This is a genomic window from Escherichia sp. E1V33 (assembly GCF_004211955.1).
Classification (GTDB): domain Bacteria; phylum Pseudomonadota; class Gammaproteobacteria; order Enterobacterales; family Enterobacteriaceae; genus Escherichia.
In genome coordinates this window covers 134,310-151,677 of the sequence record NZ_RHJI01000012.1, presented here as the reverse complement: position 1 = coordinate 151,677, position 17,368 = coordinate 134,310, and the positions used below count along the sequence as shown (strand labels likewise).

Annotated in this window: 17 protein-coding genes; 8 read left to right on the top strand and 9 right to left on the bottom strand. The window is 48.8% G+C overall.

All coding sequences use genetic code 11. The features are described 5' to 3' along the window. Nucleotides 1-9 precede the first annotated feature (9 nt). From D9742_RS13215 to D9742_RS13195, 5 genes are all read right to left on the bottom strand, one after another. Nucleotides 10-1,470: a mannitol dehydrogenase family protein gene (locus tag D9742_RS13215; RefSeq protein ID WP_130237193.1), complete on the bottom strand. Its 1,461-nt coding sequence runs from the start codon at nt 1,468-1,470 to the stop codon at nt 10-12. An 88-nt stretch (nt 1,471-1,558) separates the two neighbouring features. Next, nucleotides 1,559-2,926, bottom strand: a complete 1,368-nt coding sequence (gene ydfJ / locus D9742_RS13210; RefSeq protein ID WP_130237192.1) for an MHS family MFS transporter YdfJ — start codon at nt 2,924-2,926, stop codon at nt 1,559-1,561. 57 nt (nt 2,927-2,983) lie between these two features. Continuing rightward, nucleotides 2,984-4,003, bottom strand: a complete 1,020-nt coding sequence (locus D9742_RS13205; RefSeq protein WP_130237191.1) for a Zn-dependent oxidoreductase — start codon at nt 4,001-4,003, stop codon at nt 2,984-2,986. Nucleotides 4,004-4,014: 11 nt separating this feature from the next. After that, entirely contained in the window at nt 4,015-5,229 is a 1,215-nt protein-coding gene (gene rspA, locus D9742_RS13200) for a starvation-sensing protein RspA (RefSeq protein WP_064529975.1), read from the bottom strand. Between the two features lie 219 nt (nt 5,230-5,448). Beyond that, nucleotides 5,449-5,775, bottom strand: coding sequence for a YnfA family protein (locus D9742_RS13195; RefSeq protein WP_064529976.1), 327 nt, complete (start codon nt 5,773-5,775; stop codon nt 5,449-5,451). A gap of 133 nt (nt 5,776-5,908) precedes the next feature. Here D9742_RS13195 and D9742_RS13190 point away from each other — a divergent pair, with 133 nt between their 5' ends. Together D9742_RS13190 and speG are read left to right on the top strand one after the other, a co-directional pair. Next, nucleotides 5,909-6,250, top strand: a complete 342-nt coding sequence (locus D9742_RS13190) for a DUF1283 family protein (protein ID WP_130237190.1) — start codon at nt 5,909-5,911, stop codon at nt 6,248-6,250. 34 nt (nt 6,251-6,284) lie between these two features. Continuing rightward, on the top strand, nt 6,285-6,845 hold the full coding sequence (gene speG / locus D9742_RS13185; protein ID WP_064529978.1) for a spermidine N1-acetyltransferase: 561 nt from the start codon (nt 6,285-6,287) through the stop codon (nt 6,843-6,845). 2 nt (nt 6,846-6,847) lie between these two features. On the opposite strand, the gene D9742_RS13180 is transcribed toward speG, so the two are convergent. After that, nucleotides 6,848-7,558 carry a YnfC family lipoprotein gene (locus tag D9742_RS13180; RefSeq protein WP_130237189.1) on the bottom strand — a complete coding sequence of 237 codons (711 nt, stop codon included), beginning with the start codon at nt 7,556-7,558 and terminating at the stop codon, nt 6,848-6,850. A 106-nt stretch (nt 7,559-7,664) separates the two neighbouring features. Between D9742_RS13180 and D9742_RS13175 the strand changes: the two genes are divergently transcribed. The 6 genes from D9742_RS13175 (at nt 7,665) to clcB (ending at nt 14,240) form a co-directional block, all read left to right on the top strand. Further along, complete coding sequence (locus tag D9742_RS13175) at nt 7,665-7,970, top strand: DUF1161 domain-containing protein (protein ID WP_130237221.1); 306 nt, start codon at nt 7,665-7,667, stop codon at nt 7,968-7,970. Nucleotides 7,971-8,220: 250 nt separating this feature from the next. After that, on the top strand, nt 8,221-10,647 hold the full coding sequence (gene ynfE, locus D9742_RS13170) for a selenate/tellurate reductase subunit YnfE (RefSeq protein WP_130237188.1): 2,427 nt from the start codon (nt 8,221-8,223) through the stop codon (nt 10,645-10,647). A 10-nt stretch (nt 10,648-10,657) separates the two neighbouring features. Then, the gene (gene ynfG / locus D9742_RS13165) at nt 10,658-11,275 is read left to right on the top strand and encodes a DMSO reductase like molybdoenzyme iron-sulfur subunit YnfG (protein WP_130237187.1); all 618 of its coding nucleotides are present in this window, start codon (nt 10,658-10,660) and stop codon (nt 11,273-11,275) included. A 1-nt stretch (nt 11,276) separates the two neighbouring features. Then, nucleotides 11,277-12,131, top strand: coding sequence for a selenate reductase membrane anchor subunit YnfH (gene ynfH, locus D9742_RS13160; RefSeq protein ID WP_130237186.1), 855 nt, complete (start codon nt 11,277-11,279; stop codon nt 12,129-12,131). Between the two features lie 42 nt (nt 12,132-12,173). Further along, nucleotides 12,174-12,788 carry a Tat proofreading chaperone DmsD gene (dmsD, locus tag D9742_RS13155; RefSeq protein WP_130237185.1) on the top strand — a complete coding sequence of 205 codons (615 nt, stop codon included), beginning with the start codon at nt 12,174-12,176 and terminating at the stop codon, nt 12,786-12,788. Between the two features lie 159 nt (nt 12,789-12,947). Beyond that, on the top strand, nt 12,948-14,240 hold the full coding sequence (clcB, locus tag D9742_RS13150; RefSeq protein WP_130237184.1) for a voltage-gated ClC-type chloride channel ClcB: 1,293 nt from the start codon (nt 12,948-12,950) through the stop codon (nt 14,238-14,240). Here the strand turns inward: clcB and bioD are convergent. From bioD to D9742_RS13135, 3 genes are all read right to left on the bottom strand, one after another. Continuing rightward, a complete protein-coding gene (gene bioD, locus D9742_RS13145; protein ID WP_130237183.1) occupies nt 14,193-14,888 on the bottom strand; it encodes a dethiobiotin synthase in 696 nt (231 codons plus the stop codon). The two genes, clcB and bioD, sit on opposite strands and share 48 nt — an antisense overlap. A gap of 125 nt (nt 14,889-15,013) precedes the next feature. Then, nucleotides 15,014-16,234 (bottom strand): sugar metabolism global transcriptional regulator Mlc, encoded by a 1,221-nt coding sequence (gene mlc, locus D9742_RS13140; protein ID WP_130237182.1) that lies wholly within the window; start codon nt 16,232-16,234, stop codon nt 15,014-15,016. A 134-nt stretch (nt 16,235-16,368) separates the two neighbouring features. Further along, nucleotides 16,369-17,262, bottom strand: a complete 894-nt coding sequence (locus tag D9742_RS13135; protein WP_130237181.1) for a LysR family transcriptional regulator — start codon at nt 17,260-17,262, stop codon at nt 16,369-16,371. Nucleotides 17,263-17,368 lie beyond the last annotated feature (106 nt).

Below are 17,368 nucleotides of genomic sequence, written 5' to 3'. Positions count from 1 at the left end.
TGTCACTTATCACTTCACCGCATATTTCGCCACGGTCGCTTTCGCACCCTGCGCTGATAAAGACAAATACGCTTCCGTTACCTTTGCAGTGAACAACGCATTGTTCGGCAAATCATCACCAAATATCGCATTAATCGCCATCAAGGACTGCACGCGCGCTTTCCCTTCTGCACTACTTTGCACTGCCTTCTGAATGACTGGTAATAACGGGTCACTGATTTCAATGGGATTACCCTGCTCATCAACACCGCCGACATATCGCATCCAACCAGCAACGCCAAGCGCCAACAGATCGAACGCGCTGCCCTGTGTCAGATGCCAGCGAATGGAATCCAGCATTCGCTGCGGGAGCTTCTGACTGCCATCCATCGCAATCTGCCAGGTTCGATGGCGTAACGCTGGATTACTGTAGCGTTCAATCAGTCGAGCCGCATAATTTTGCAGATCCACGTCCTGCACTTTCAGCGTCGGTGCCTGTTCCTGCAACATCAAGGCATGTGCCGCACGGCGATAATTTTCATCTTCCATGCAGTCATTAATATGCTGATATCCGGCCAGATAGCCCAGATACGCCAGGAATGAGTGGCTGCCGTTGAGCATACGAAGTTTCATCTCTTCATAAGGCAGCACATCACTGACCAGTTCAGCACCTGCTTTTTGCCATTCCGGACGTCCGGCAACAAAGTTATCTTCAATAACCCACTGACGGAACGGTTCACAGGCTACACCTGCTGGATCGCACACACCGGTGAGCTGCTCTATTTTATTCAGCGTTTCAGCCGTCACCGCCGGGACAATGCGATCGACCATTGTCGAAGGGAAAGTCACGTTTTCTACAATCCATTGCGCCAGTTCTGTATCGACAGCATGCGCATAAGAAGTGACAACGTCACGCACCACATGACCATTTTCCGGCATATTGTCGCACGACATTACCGTAAATGCCGGTAACCCAGCGGCCTTACGCCGGGCCAGCGCCTCCACAATAACCCCTGGTGCCGTTTTCGGCTGGTGGGGATTGGTTAGATCGTCAACGATCATAGGGTGATCCAGCATTAACTGCCCGGTCGCCGGAGAGTGAAAATAGCCTTTCTCTGTAATAGTAAGAGAAACAATCGCAATTTGCGGTTCACACATGGCAGCAAGCACAGCTTCTAAACCGTCTATTTGTACATGCAACGCGTTTTTCACTACCCCCACTACACGAGCGGTCCAGGCATCGGCCGACATTTCTGCAACGGTATAGAGATTATCTTGCTGTTTTAGATCGGCTATTTGCTGTTCACCGCCAATCAGGTTCACTTCATAGTAACCCCAATCACTGTGATGCTCGGCAGCCAGGATATCGGTGTACACGCCCTGATGCGCGCGATGAAATGCGCCAAATCCTAAATGAACAATTTTTGCCGCCAGCTTATTACGATCATAAACAGGGAGTGTCGCTTTTGCTGATAACAAATTATTTCCCATGACAATTCCTTTAATTTTAATATGGCAAGCTGAATGGTTTGTTATATGAATATAAAATCCCTCCTCACTAAGAGAAGGGATTCTGGATTTACAGACTTGTTGAAGGTTGTGCAGCTCTTACAACGTGTGGTTGATTTTCTGCCGCATCTTCCAGCGCACTCAAATCGCGGTCTTTAACTTCTGGCATTTTCAGCGCGGAGATTAAACCGATAACAGAATAAGCCATAATCATTATCGCAATCGGATACCAGGACTCAGTCATGGTGCAGAAAATACCCGCCAGGATAGGACCGAAACCTGAGGCAATAAGACCACCAATTTCTTTAGAAATTGCCATCCGGGTAAAGCGGTTTTTACAGCCGAACATCTCTGCCATGGTAATATTTTCCAGGGCAAATAATCCCAACACCGCACAGTTATGAATCACAATCAACGCAACCATGATGGTGCTCGGGGCATAGCTTTTATCGACGATAATAGACAGCATTGGCCACGCCAGCACCATGGCTGAAGTATTCATAATAATGTAGGGAATACGACGACCAATTTTATCGGACAACCATCCCAGGAATGGAATAGTCATAAAGCCGATAATTGAGCTGATCATTAAGGCATCTGTCGGAATTGCTTTATTAAACAGCAATGTTTGTACTAAATAACCTGCAAGGAATGTTTGAATCAGGCCGGAGTTTCCTGCCTGTCCAAAACGAAGACCCGTTGCCAGCCAAAAAGATTTGCTCTGGAACATACTGCCAGAAGGCACAGCTTTTGCTGCAGGTTGCTGACTGTCATTAACCTTCTCAAAGACCGGGCTTTCTTTCAGGTTCATGCGCAGCCAGATAGCAAAGACCATCACCACCACACTCGCCAGGAACGGTATACGCCATCCCCATGCCAGCAGTTCTTCTTTACTGAGAATAAAGAACATAAAGGCCCAGATTGCCGTTGCGCTCAAGGTACCGCAGTTCGTTCCCATCGCGACGAACGAGGAGATAATCCCGCGCTTTCCTTTCGGTGCATATTCAGCAAGCATAGTACCAGCACCAGAAATTTCCGCGCCTGCTCCCAGCCCCTGAATAATACGCAGAGTCACCAGTAGGATTGGCGCAAAAACACCAATCTGCGCATAGGTCGGCAACACGCCAATTAGGGTGGTACAGATCCCCATCATGGTGATGGTAATAAAGAGTACTTTTTTACGCCCTATTCTGTCGCCCATTTTGCCGAAAATAAATGCTCCGACAATACGTGCCACATAGCCTGCGCCGTAGGTTCCCATTGCCAGAATTAACGCCATTGCAGTTGATGATTCCGGGAAAAATATCTCATGAAACACTAACGCTGCGCCGAGCGAATATAGCTGAAAATCCATGAATTCAAGCGCGGTCCCCAGCCATCCCGACACTGCTGCTTTCACCAAATCCTTAGTGCTTCTTTCGTGTTTTTCTATTGTCATAATGGATATCTCTAAATAAGAGGTAAGATGCGTACTACTTACTCGCTGTTATTGGTATTATTCAGAAAAAGTGAGTAAGACTTTGCAGCAATGTTTTTGATCCTGTTCAAATAAACTTATGGCATCAGCAACATGCTGAAACTCAAACGTGTGGGTAATTAATTTTTCTGGTTTAATTAACCCTTTACTTAACCAGTCGATCACGACCGGGAATTTGTTGGCATTTAACCGGGAGGAGAAAATAGAAAGTTCTTTTCCGGTAATTCCCTGCTGAATGACTTCAGACGGTTCACTGGAAAAGCCCATTAACACAATACGTGCCGCTGGAGAAGCCAACGTAACCGCTTCTTTCAAAATTGAAGGATGACAAGCAGCATCAATAATTAATGTTGGCTTGATTCCTTTTTCAGCGAATATTTCGCCAAGCGGTGTCTGACCGTTATTAATCGCCCAATCCGCCCCGCTCTCTTTCGCTTTTTCCAGTCGTTCATCAATGCGATCGGCAACGATCACGTTTTTGACGTTATAAACACCCTTTAATACCTGAACAATAGTCAGACCAATCGGACCTGCGCCATAAACCAGCACGGTGTCATCTTCAGTTGGTTTACCGTGTCCGGTAACGTTCGCCGCAATGGTAAAGGGCTCGATCATTACCGCAAATTTATCTGCCACTGTATCGGGGATTTTCCACGCATTTTTTGCCGGAACAACGGCATATTCACTAAAACCGCCGTCAGCATGAACACCTAATACAGCCAGCGTTGTACAAACATTCGGTTTACCAATTGAGCACGGATAGCAATGCCCACAGCTCACTACCGGATCTACCGCAACACGCTCACCAATCCGGCTGTTTTCAATACCCTCACCGACTGCATCAATCACGCCAAAAAATTCGTGGCCAATGACGCGTGGATATTTCGCAAACGGATTATGACCGCGATAAATATGGCTATCAGAGCCGCAAATCCCGGCCAGTTTCACTTTTACCCGTACTTCACCCGCAGACGGGTTGGGAATTTCACGTTCGATAATTGCCAGTTGATTTGGTTTTTCAATTAAAATACTTTTCATTATTTTTCTCCTTACCAGTTCCACAGCGTGCCATCTTCCAGACGTGCGACTGGCAGATAAGCAGGTTCGTAGGGGTATTTTGCTGCCAGCTTTTCATCAAACTCGATACCAAGACCCGGTTTGTCGCCCGGATGCATATAGCCGTTATCGAAAGTCCAGTTATGCGGGAAGACCTCGAGCATTTGTTCTGAATAGCCCATATATTCCTGAACGCCGAAATTTGGTACCCACAGATCAAAGTGCAGCGCCGCAGCCATGCAGACAGGTGACAAATCAGAAGGACCGTGTGAGCCAGTGCGTACCTGATACAAGGATGCGAAATCAGCGATCCGACGCATACCGGTGATGCCGCCCGCATGAGTCAGCGTGGTGCGGATATAGTCAATGAGTTGTTCTTCTATCAGCTGTTTGCAGTCCCAAATGCTATTGAAGACTTCACCCACTGCAATTGGCGTGACGGTGTGTTGGCGAATGAGGCGGAAACACTCCTGGTTTTCCGCAGGCGTCGGGTCTTCCATCCAGAACATGCGATAATCTTCAATGCTTTTACCAAAGCGCGCCGCTTCAATAGGCGTTAAGCGATGGTGCATGTCATGCAGCAGATGTTCATCAAAACCAAACTTGTTACGTACCGCGTCGAACAGTTTTGGCATGAAGTCGAGATATTTTTCCGTCGACCATAACTGCTCTTCCGGCCATTGCCCTTTGGTCGCAGGTTCATAAGCCAGCCCTTTGCCTTTGGACATACCATAGGTGGTCTTCATGCCTGGAATGCCGCACTGTACGCGAATGGCTTTGAATCCCAATTCCTGATGACGAGCATAATCATCCAGTGCCTCATCAATGGAGTGACCGGTCGTGTGACAATAAACCATAACCCCTTCGCGAGACGCGCCACCCAGTAGCTGATAAAGCGGCATGTTGGCGGCTTTGGCTTTGATGTCCCACAGCGCCATATCAACAGCTGAAATGGCCGACATGGTGACTGGACCGCGACGCCAGTACGCCCCTTTATAGAAAAACTGCCAGATATCTTCGATACGGTGAGCATCGCGGCCTATAAGCTGCGGACAAAGATGATCTTGCAGGTAAGACGCAACGGAAAGCTCGCGTCCATTCAGTGTGGCATCGCCAAGACCGGTAATACCGTCCTCGGTGGTGATTTTTAAGGTGACGAAATTACGCCCCGGACAGGTAACAAAAACTTCAGCCCTTACGATCTTCATGTTCGATTCCTTGCATCGCTTGTCGTGATGCATGAAATCTACGCAACTGAGCTACTACCATACAAGTATAAATATTGTAAAAGGTAAGCGCGATCACAAAAAAAGGCGCGTATTTGCGCCGTGAATAGTTCTAAAGACAGCCGGACTGTGTTGTTATTCTGGACACCTCTAAGATCGTATCTTGTTAATAATAAAAGGCATTGCTTAATCCCAACAAGATCAGGCTCGTCCCCAGCCAGCAACAATAATCAGCATCCCGCATAGCGCAACCAATGCCCCTGTCCAGTCGTAGAGACTGAGTTTAACGCCATCCACAACCCGCAGCCACAGTAGTGCCGTGCAAACATAAACGCCACCATAAGCTGCATACACTCGCCCACTTGCCGCCGGATGCAATGTTAATAGCCAGACGAAAAGCGCAAGTGAAATCCCCGCCGGAACCAGCAGCCATACGCTGGCGTTTCGTTTAAGCCACAGCCAGGGCAGAAAGCATCCGACAATTTCACACAAGGCAGTAGCAAAAAACAGTAACGTTGTTTTAATCATCTTTGTCACTCATTGACATCATGTATATTTATGGCTCGACATAATATCATCACCATATACATCCTTCTGGTACGTTTTGCGTTCCCGGTGGATCGTGTAATATCCCTTTAAACATTCATGTAAGGAATGAATCATGAATATTACTTTCTGCAAACGGTTCGGACTGCTCACTTTTCTGCTACCTTGCGTACTGGCATTTAGCGCAACTACTCATGCAGAAACCAATAAACTGGTGATTGAGTCTGGCGACAGCGCACAGAGTCGCCAACAGGCGACAATGGAAAAAGAGCAATGGAATGAAACTCGCAATCTGCGTCAAAAAGTCAATAAACGTACCGAGAAAGAATGGGATAAAGTTGACGCCGCATTCGATAGCCGCGATAAATGCGAACAAAGTGCCAACATTAATGCCTACTGGGAACCGAACACTTTACGTTGCCTGGACCGTCGTACTGGCCGCGTAATTACCCCCTAACCTTTTATTGATATAAGGAATGTAAGGACAGGTTATGACAAGCGCCCACAGTGTTAAGCTACGTCCGCTGGAGCGTGAAGATTTACGCTATGTGCATCAACTCGACAATAACGCCAGCGTGATGCGTTACTGGTTTGAGGAACCCTACGAAGCCTTTGTTGAACTCTCTGATCTGTACGATAAACATATTCACGATCAGAGTGAGCGCCGTTTCGTGGTGGAATGCGATGGTGAGAAAGCCGGTCTGGTGGAACTGGTTGAAATTAACCATGTCCACCGCCGCGCAGAATTTCAGATAATCATCTCCCCGGAATACCAGGGTAAAGGTCTGGCAACCCGCGCAGCGAAATTAGCAATGGATTATGGCTTCACTGTTCTTAATCTCTATAAGCTGTATCTGATTGTCGATAAAGAGAATGAAAAAGCGATTCACATTTACCGTAAGCTCGGTTTTACGGTCGAAGGTGAACTGATGCATGAATTCTTTATTAATGGTCAATATCGCAATGCCATTCGCATGTGTATATTCCAGCATCAGTATCTGGCGGAACATAAAACGCCTGGTCAGGCGATGCTGAAGCCGACCGCGCAATAGCGTTAATAATAATCAATAGTATTTTTGATAGTGTAAACCCGTTCGACGGCGGGTTTTTCTGCTTCATCAACAATGATCAATTGGCAGTCCACCGGATTGGCGTGACTGTCATATTCACAGGTTTGCTTAACATTACCAACTTGTTGATTATTCAGTAAAGTAACCGCCGTATAATCAAGCTTTTTGAGCGGATCTTTTGACGGCGTTGCAGCGACGGATAACGTTTTGTCGTTGCTTACAGTGGTTTTACCCAGCGGATAGCCCTGTTCATCATACCGATAATCCACCTTCATCTTTTTGCTACTGGCTTTAACTACAAAGCCGTTATCATCGGTTTCCCAACTCACTCCGGCAGAAGGTAATTCTGCTAATTGACATTTACCCTGTAAACGTACTTTTTTCTCCAGTGTCTGTGCATCACGGTAATAATTCGCATCCAACACTAAGGCAACCACGGTATTATTTTCCAGATCCAGTAATTCAAGTGAATCGAAGCAACCTTCTTCCGATAAACTGCCAGAAACACGTTTCGTCACTTCCCCTTGTTCATTCATCAATGTTTGGGTGAAATCTTTAACCGGACCACGCAGCGGATCGAAATCAAATTCATTAGAGAAACTGGCCATCTCTGGCGTAAAAGAAAACGTTACTTCTGCGCGATCGCATCCTGTGAGCATTATCGCGAGCAAACATGGCAGTAATTTGAATTTCACTTCAGTCACCAGACAGTAGAGATAATTTTCAATCATAGTAGCAAATACAGTACTTTACACGTGAAATGCTATGCTTAGTTAGTCATATTCATTTAAGGAGCCAATGATGAAAATCTCAACTTATTGTGCCGCGCTTCTGCTCACACTGGCCTCACCCGTCGTGCTGGCCGCGCCAGACTCTTGTGAACGGATAAAGAGCGATATTTCACAGCGTATTATCAATAACGGTGTGCCAGAAAGTAGCTTTACTTTAAGTATTGTGCCGAATGATCAGGTCGATCAACCTGACACCAAGGTGGTTGGCCATTGTGCCAATGATACGCATAAAATTCTCTATGACCGCACCACCAGCGGTAACAATTCTGCCCCAGCACAACCGACTCAGGATGGTGCACCTGCCGAACCGCAATAAAAAGTATGATGGACGCTGGCGCGTCTTATCAGGTCAACATTCCGCAACGGATCTGTAGGCTCGATAAGACGCTCACGAGCCATCCGGCAACGTTCTTATCATGCTCTATTGTAGCCAGTTATCACTGATACCCTTCTATTGATATGGATTAATATTTCTTAACCTAAAATAGGTAGACTCCCCTATTGTTAGCACGCTAAATATTCAAAATATAAATGCTTATATAACGATAGAAATCAGGGAGTGAGTTATGTCCAAAAATGAAAATCAGGTGGGCATTAGCCGCAGAACATTGGTCAAATCTACCGCTATAGGTTCACTGGCGCTTGCAGCTGGCGGATTATCATTGCCTTTCGCTATGCGCAGCGCAGCGGCGGCAGTACAGCAGGCCCATGAAAAAGTTGTATGGGGGGCTTGTTCGGTCAACTGTGGTAGCCGCTGCGCGCTTCGTCTCCATGTTAAAGATAATGAAGTCACCTGGGTGGAAACCGATAATACTGGCGGCGACGAATATGGCAATCATCAGGTACGTGCCTGTTTGCGTGGTCGTTCTATCCGTCGGCGGATTAATCATCCCGATCGACTGAACTATCCAATGAAACGCGTAGGCAAACGCGGCGAAGGAAAATTCGAACGTATTAGCTGGAATGAGGCGCTTGATACCATCGCCAATAGCCTGAAAAAAACCGTCGCACAATATGGCAACGAGGCCGTTTATATCCAGTACTCTTCAGGGATCGTCGGCGGAAATATGACCCGCTCTTCGCCATCTGCCTCTGCAGTAAAACGCCTGATGAACTGTTACGGTGGTTCGCTTAATCAGTATGGTTCCTACAGTACCGCGCAAATATCCTGTGCAATGCCTTACACCTACGGCAGTAACGATGGCAACAGCACCACCGATATCGAAAACAGCAAGCTGGTGGTGATGTTTGGTAACAACCCCGCTGAAACACGAATGAGCGGCGGCGGAATCACTTACCTTCTTGAAAAAGCGCGCGAGAAATCCAACGCCAAAATGATCATTATCGATCCGCGCTACACCGATACCGCCGCCGGTCGTGAAGACGAATGGTTCCCTATTCGTCCAGGGACCGATGCAGCACTGGTGGCAGGTATCGCCTGGGTGTTAATTAACGAAAATCTCGTCGATCAACCCTTTCTCGATAAATACTGCGTCGGTTATGACGAAAAAACCTTGCCTGCGGATGCGCCCAAAAATGGCCATTACAAGGCGTATATTCTTGGCGAAGGTGACGATAAAACAGCGAAAACACCGCAGTGGGCTTCGCAGATCACCGGTATCCCGGCGGACCGTATCGTCAAACTGGCACGTGAGATCGGGACAACAAAACCCGCCTACATATGCCAGGGCTGGGGACCACAGCGCCAGGCGAATGGCGAGTTGACCGCTCGCGCTATTGCTATGTTACCCATTCTGACGGGCAATGTCGGCATCAGTGGCGGAAATAGTGGCGCACGTGAATCTACGTACACAATTACCATTGAACGCCTGCCAGTTTTGGATAATCCGGTCAAAACGTCAATCTCCTGTTTTAGCTGGACTGATGCTATCGATCATGGTCCGCAAATGACTGCAACACGCGACGGCGTTCGCGGCAAAGAGAAGCTGGATGTGCCGATTAAGTTCATCTGGAACTATGCCGGTAACACCCTGGTGAATCAGCACTCGGACATCAACAAAACGCATGAAATTCTTCAGGATGAGTCGAAATGCGAAATGATAGTGGTCATCGAAAACTTTATGACATCTTCGGCAAAATACGCCGACATATTGCTACCAGACCTGATGACCGTTGAACAGGAAGACATAATTCCTAACGATTACGCCGATAACATGGGCTATCTCATATTCCTGCAACCGGTGACCAGCGAGAAGTTTGAACGCAAACCGATTTACTGGATCCTGAGTGAAGTTGCAAAACGTCTTGGACCTGATGTGTATCAGCAATTCACCGAGGGTCGTACCCAGGAACAGTGGTTGCAGCATCTGTACGCCCAAATGGTCGCTAAAGACCCGGCACTGCCGTCTTATGATGAACTGAAAAAAATGGGGATTTACAAACGTAAAGATCCCAATGGCCATTTCGTTGCCTACAAAGCATTTCGTGACGATCCCGAGGCGAATCCACTGAAAACGCCATCCGGTAAGATTGAAATATACTCCAGCAAACTTGCAGAAATTGCCCAAACCTGGGAACTGGAAAAAGATGAAGTGATAAGCCCCTTGCCGGTTTATGCATCAACCTTTGAAGGTTGGGACTCACCTGAACGCAGCACCTTTCCGCTACAACTGTTTGGTTTCCATTATAAATCCCGGACTCACTCCACCTATGGCAACATCGACGTACTGAAAGAAGCCTGTCGTCAGGAAGTATGGATCAACCCTATAGATGCCCAGAAGCGCGGCATTACTAATGGCGATATGGTTCGGGTGTTTAACGATCGTGGAGAAGTCCGCCTGCGAGCAAAAGTGACACCGCGCATCATCCCCGGCGTTAGCGCTATGGGTCAGGGAGCCTGGCATGAGGCAAATATGGCTGGCGATAAAATCGACCACGGAGGCTGTGTAAATACACTGACCACTCTGCGCCCTTCACCACTTGCTAAGGGAAACCCGCAGCACACCAATCTCGTCGAGATCGAAAAAGTTTAAGGAGTAGCCCATGACAACGCAATATGGATTTTTTATTGATTCCAGCCGCTGTACCGGCTGCAAAACCTGCGAGCTGGCATGCAAAGACTTTAAAGATCTTAGCCCCGAAGTAAGCTTTCGCCGGATTTACGAATATGCAGGAGGCGACTGGCAGGAAGACAATGGTGTATGGCATCAGAATGTGTTTGCCTACTATCTCTCCCTCTCCTGTAACCATTGTGAAGATCCTGCCTGCACCAAAGTCTGCCCCAGCGGCGCAATGCATAAACGCGATGATGGCTTTGTGGTGGTTGACGAAGATGTTTGTATCGGTTGTCGCTACTGTCACATGGCCTGTCCTTACGGCGCGCCACAGTACAACGACGAAAAAGGACACATGACAAAGTGCGATGGCTGTTATTCACGCGTCGCGGAAGGGAAACAACCTATATGTGTTGAATCCTGCCCGCTGCGTGCGCTTGACTTCGGTCCGATTGAAGAGTTACGCCAGAAGCACGGCACACTGGCTGCAGTCGCGCCACTGCCGCGCGCACATTTCACAAAACCCAATATCGTTATCAAACCTAACGCCAACAGCCGACCGACCGGCGATACGACTGGTTATCTGGCTAATCCGGAGGAAGTCTAAAATGGGAAATGGATGGCACGAATGGCCGCTGGTTGTATTTACCGTATTGAGCCAATGTGTGGTGGGCGCGCTGATTGTCAGTGGAATTGGCTGGTTGGTCACCAAAGATGACGCAGACCGTCAACGTATTGTTCGCGGCATGTTTTTCCTCTGGTTGTTGATGGGGATCAGTTTTATCGCCTCGATCATCCACCTGGGCTCACCGCTGCGGGCGTTTAATTCGCTGAATCGAATTGGTGCTTCCGGCTTGAGTAACGAGATTGCTGCCGGTTCAATATTTTTTGCCGTTGGCGGATTATGGTGGCTGGTGGCGGTCATCGGCAAAATGCAACAAGCGTTGGGGAAACTCTGGCTACTTGTCAGCATGGTGCTCGGCGTCATTTTCGTCTGGATGATGACCTGCGTGTATCAAATCGACACTGTGCCAACCTGGCATAACGGTTACACTACGCTGGCTTTCTTCCTGACGGTATTGTTGAGTGGCCCCATACTTGCGGCCGCTATTCTACGGGCTACTCGCGTGAATTTTAATACCACACCGTTTGCCATCATTAGCGTTCTCGCGCTGATCGCTTGTGCCGGGGTGATTGTGATGCAAGGCGTGTCTCTGGCGTCTATTCACTCATCCGTACAACAAGCCAGCGCATTGGTGCCAGATTACGCCGCATTACAGGTCTGGCGTGTGATATTGTTATGCGCTGGTCTGGGATGCTGGCTGTGTCCACTAATTCGTCGCCATGAATCTCACGTCACCGGGCTTGTGTTGGGATTAACTCTCATACTGGGCGGTGAGATGATCGGGCGAGCGCTATTTTATGGCCTGCACATGACGGTCGGAATGGCCGTCGCAGGTTAACAACTTGGTGCGGGTTAAGCCGCACGTTTCAGGATGATAGGAATGACGCATTTTTCACAACAAGATAATTTTTCTGTCGCGGCGCGCGTGCTGGGGGCACTGTTTTATTACGCCCCTGAAAGCGAGGAAGCCGCGCCTCTGGTTTCTGCAATGACCAGCGATGGCTGGGAAACTCAGTGGCCTCTGCCGCAAACTACTTTAGTGCCGCTGGTAACGGCTTTTCAGCAACAGAGTGAAGAGTCGCATACGCAGGCCTGGCAGCGTTTATTCGTTGGCCCGTGGGCGTTGCCGTCCCCGCCGTGGGGATCGGTCTGGTTGGATCGTGAATCGGTACTGTTTGGCGATTCAACGTTGGCACTTCGTCAATGGATGCGCGAAAAAGGCATTCAGTTTGAGATGAAGCAAAACGAGCCAGAAGATCATTTTGGCTCCTTGCTACTGATGGCGGCCTGGCTGGCGGAGAACGGTCGTCAGACAGAGTGTGAAGAGTTGCTGGCGTGGCATCTTTTACCGTGGTCGACGCGCTTTCTCGAGGTGTTTATCGAAAAAGCAGAACACCCTTTTTATCGCACTCTTGGCGAACTGGCTCGCTTAACGCTGGCTGAATGGCAGTCACAATTGCTGATTCCCGTCGCAGTTAAGCCACTGTTTCGTTGAGGTTACCGTAGCATCACCGGATGGCGACAATAGTGCGCCATCCGATATTTAATAAGTTACAGTGTCACATTATTTCCCCACTTAAAGCACGCACAGCTTTTGCGCCTGACGTCTTTTCCCGCAAAATAGATGCCCGTGTTTAAATTGCCATTTCTACTCATGCATCATTTACACCTTTACCCGGATCTGCGCACCATGTTCCGTCGCCTGCTTATCGCAACGATAATCGGTATTCTCGCGGCGTTTGCCGTTGCAGGGTTCCGTCATGCCATGCTATTGCTGGAGTGGTTGTTCCTGAGCAATGATTCCGGGAGTCTGGTCAATGCTGCGACAAACCTTTCTCCGTGGCGACGCCTGTTAACGCCTGCGCTTGGCGGTCTGGCAGCAGGGTTATTGCTCATGAGCTGGCAGAGAGTTACGCAGCAACGCCCTCATGCGCCGACCGATTATATGGAAGCGTTGCAGACCGAGGGGCAGTTCGATTACGCAGCAAGCCTGGTAAAATCACTTGCCTCTCTGCTGGTGGTGACCAGCGGTAGCGCAATTGGCCGTGAAGGCGCGATGATTCTGCTGGCGGCTCTTGCTGCATCCTGGTTTGCCCAACGTTTTACGCCGCGTGAAGAGTGGAAATTATGGATTGCCTGCGGTGCTGCGGCAGGCATGGCTGCAGCCTATCGTGCGCCGCTTGCCGGGAGTTTATTTATTGCCGAAGTGCTATTTGGCACTATGATGCTGGCCTCTCTTGGTCCGGTGGTGATTTCAGCCGTGGTGGCATTGCTTGTCAGCAATCTTATTAACCACAGCGATGCATTACTTTACCGCGTTCAGCTTGAGGTGACGCTGCATGTGCGGGACTATGCGCTGATTATCAGTACCGGCGTGCTGGCTGGTCTTTGCGGACCATTACTGTTGAAAATGATGAGCGCCAGTCATCAAGGTTTTGTTCATCTAAAACTGGCGCCGCCCTGGCAGTTGGCGTTAGGGGGGTTGATTGTCGGCCTGCTTTCCCTGCTCACGCCTGCCGTATGGGGCAATGGTTATAGTACGGTGCAATCCTTTTTAACCACCCCGCCACTGTTTACGGTCATTGCTGCGATCTTCATCTGCAAACTTCTTGCCGTGCTGGCCAGTAGCGGTTCCGGCGCGCCCGGCGGCGTGTTTACGCCAACGCTATTTATCGGACTTGCAATTGGCATGCTGTATGGACGTAGCCTGGGATTATGGTTTCCAGGCGGCGACGAAATGACGCTTTTACTCGGAATGACAGGGATGGCAACACTACTGGCCGCGACCACGCATGCGCCAATTATGTCGACATTGATGATATGCGAAATGACCGGGGAGTATCAGCTACTCCCCGGTTTATTGATTGCCTGTGTGATTGCGTCGGTAATGTCGCGGACCTTACACCCTGACTCTATCTACCGACAGCACACTACGCAGCATGGCTAAGCGGATGTATTGACCCAGTTCTCGCTGTTCAGCGCGCGGCAGATAAGGCAGTTCACCAATGAGTGGGGCCGGGAGTTTTTTACCTAGCACATCAATGATTTCAGCATAATGCGCTAACCCGGGGTTAATACGATTAGCCACCCAGCCAATGAGCGGCAGACCGTCGTTCGCAATCGCTTGAGCGGTCAGAAGCGCATGGTTAATACAGCCTTCCTGAATGCCCACCACCATCAACACCGGTAGCTGCTCCTGGACCACCCATTCAGAGAGCGGACGCAGATCATTCATCAGGCTACGCCATCCGCCAGTCCCCTCAACTACAACATGATCAACTTTGTCGGTCAGGTTCGCCAGACCATTTGAAATGAGGGTGTAATTGATTGGACAACTATGCGCCACGCTACTTTCTTCTTCGCTTAACGCAATGGGATTGACTGCTTCATAAGGCAGTTCAATTGATGAAACACTCTGCAACACCAGGGCATCTTTATTACGTAGCCCATCAGGTGTCTCTTTGCTCCCCTTCGCTACGGGTTTGTATCCCGCAACCATTTTTCCCTGGGAGGCTAACGCTTGTAGCAATGCGCGGGAAACCACCGTTTTCCCTACAGAAGTGTCTGTACCTGTTATAAAGAAACGCTTCAGCATCACTAACTCCACCGTTATGCTTCACTAATATAAGCCAGGAAAATAATTCAACGTGGAAAGTCTAAGTTATGCTTTCTGCACTCAATTTGAGATAGCGCAAATTTTGGTAGAACAGTTAAAAAATGTTAACCCTGCAACAGACGAATCAGCAAAGATCCATTATACATCGCGTCTTTTACCAGCGCGGCCCCCGCCATTGTCCCCTGATTGGTGAACTGAGTGCTCTCAACACTAATATGCTGGCTGTATGCTGGAAGCGCCTGCTGACGGATGCTGTCAGAAATCACAGGGAACAGAATCTTTGCCGCTTTGCTTAACGGCGAGCCAATCAGTATTTTTTGTGGGTTAAATAAATTCACCATGATGGCCAGAATGCGCCCAACGTGCGCGCCTACGCCAGTAATAATATCCTTTGCCAACAAGTCGCCCTGCAACGCCGCATGGCATAATGAATCCACGCTCAAAGGCTGCCCGTGCAACATCGAACTCATTGATTGATTAAGACGTAATTGCGCCAGTTCGAGGATGCTGTCCACACTGGCGATGGTTTCCAGACAACCGTGGTTACCGCAGTAACAGCGTTTACCATAGGGATCCACCTGGGTATGGCCAATTTCTACCAGGCTGCTGCTTCCGGCATGTAACAGGTGACCGTCGGTAATCACGCCTGCGCCAACATTGTGATCAATGACCACCTGAATCACATCGCGCGCCCCGCGAGAGGCACCAAATAATGCCTCGGCCATCGTCCATGCACTGATATCATGCTGAATGTAAACCGGTACACCTGTGTGCTGCTCCAGCGCTTCGCCGAGCGGCATCTCTTTCACATCCTCGTAAAATGGCATCCGGTGCACAATACCATTTTCCGTATCAATAATTCCCGGCAAAGTAATGGCGATGGATGTCAGGCGCTCGAGTTTTTTCTGATGACGGATAAAAAACTGATCAATATGCGCAATGATACGTTCCAGCAAAGGCAATTCATCCTGAAGCGCCAGCTCCAGCGTATCTTCCACCACCAGCTTGCTGCTTAAATCACGCAAAGCGAGGAAAATCAAACCACGGCTGATGCGCAGAGAAAGATAATGCCAGGCTTCTGTTTCCACCACTAACCCCACCGCAGGGCGTCCACGGTTTCCCGCTTCTTTAATTTCTAACTCTTGCACCAGGTGCGCTTCTAGCATTTCGCGGACAATTTTGGTGATACTGGCTGGAGCCAGTTGCGCCATGCGGGAAAGGTCGATACGCGAAATGGGACCAAGCTGATCAATCAGGCGATATACAGCACCCGCGTTGGTCTGCTTTATTTGATCAATATGTCCAGGCTGGTTTTCAGCAACCACCTTATACTCCCTATATTTTCGCGCTCCGAAATAATCTGTAGGCTATGGTGAAACACTTCAATGCGTGCCGTCAAATTTTTACTTAGCCATGTGATTAACAGCACACTTTTCGGTTTTTTTAGCTGTATTTTACCTCACCTGAGAGCATTCAGCAGCTGAATACGAAAGTTTCGCGCAGCCGAACTTTGTTCATGATGCCTCGGCCAGACCAACCACATTTCAGAAACCGCATCTTCTTCAGCAATAGGTATCCAACGCATTTCATTAAGCTGAACACGCTTAAAGGAGGCGGGCAAAATCGAAACGCCCAAACCGGCAGACACGAGGCCTATGATGGTCATTGCCTCACCCACTTCCTGGGTAATAACCGGCGTAAGATTGTAGCGTCGCATCAGGCCAAGAATGTCATCATAAAGCCCCGTCCCGACGTGGGGATCAAAGAAAACAAACGGCTCTTTTGCCAGTTCCGCCAGCGTAACTACAGATTTACTTGCCAATGGATGATCGTGCGGAATCATCGCCATGAGCGGTTCATGTACAATTACCGCGTGGTTCAACGTCTCCGGCAGCAAAGTATTGCGTAATAGTCCCATATCGAGTGTTCCTTCGATAAGAGGTGCAATTTGCTCGCGGGTATTCATCTCGCGTGTCTGCAAATGGACATCAGGAAATTCGCGGCGAAATAACGATAAGGTATCTGACACTGCGCGAATGAATGGCGCCGATGAGGTGAAGCCAATGCGTAACTCTCCCGCCTCCCCCTGATGCAGTCGTTCAGCTCGCGCGACGGCATCGTCTACCAGAGAAAGAATTTGACGACTATCGGCAAGAAATTGTTTGCCTGCAGCGGTGAGCGCAACGCTACGATTGGTCCTGGCCAGCAGGCGCGCGCCAATTTGTAGCTCCAACGCCTGAATCTGTTGGCTTAGTGGTGGTTGGGAAATATTCAGTCGCGCAGCAGCACGGCCAAAATGCAGTTCTTCTGCAACAGCGATGAAGTAACGGAGGTGACGCAATTCAATATTCATATTTCAAACATATTATTTGAGACTATTAATATATTAGACATAACAATTCGATTTTCCTACTCTATTCCTGAGCCAACACAACGCGCATATTTAGTAAGGATTTCAA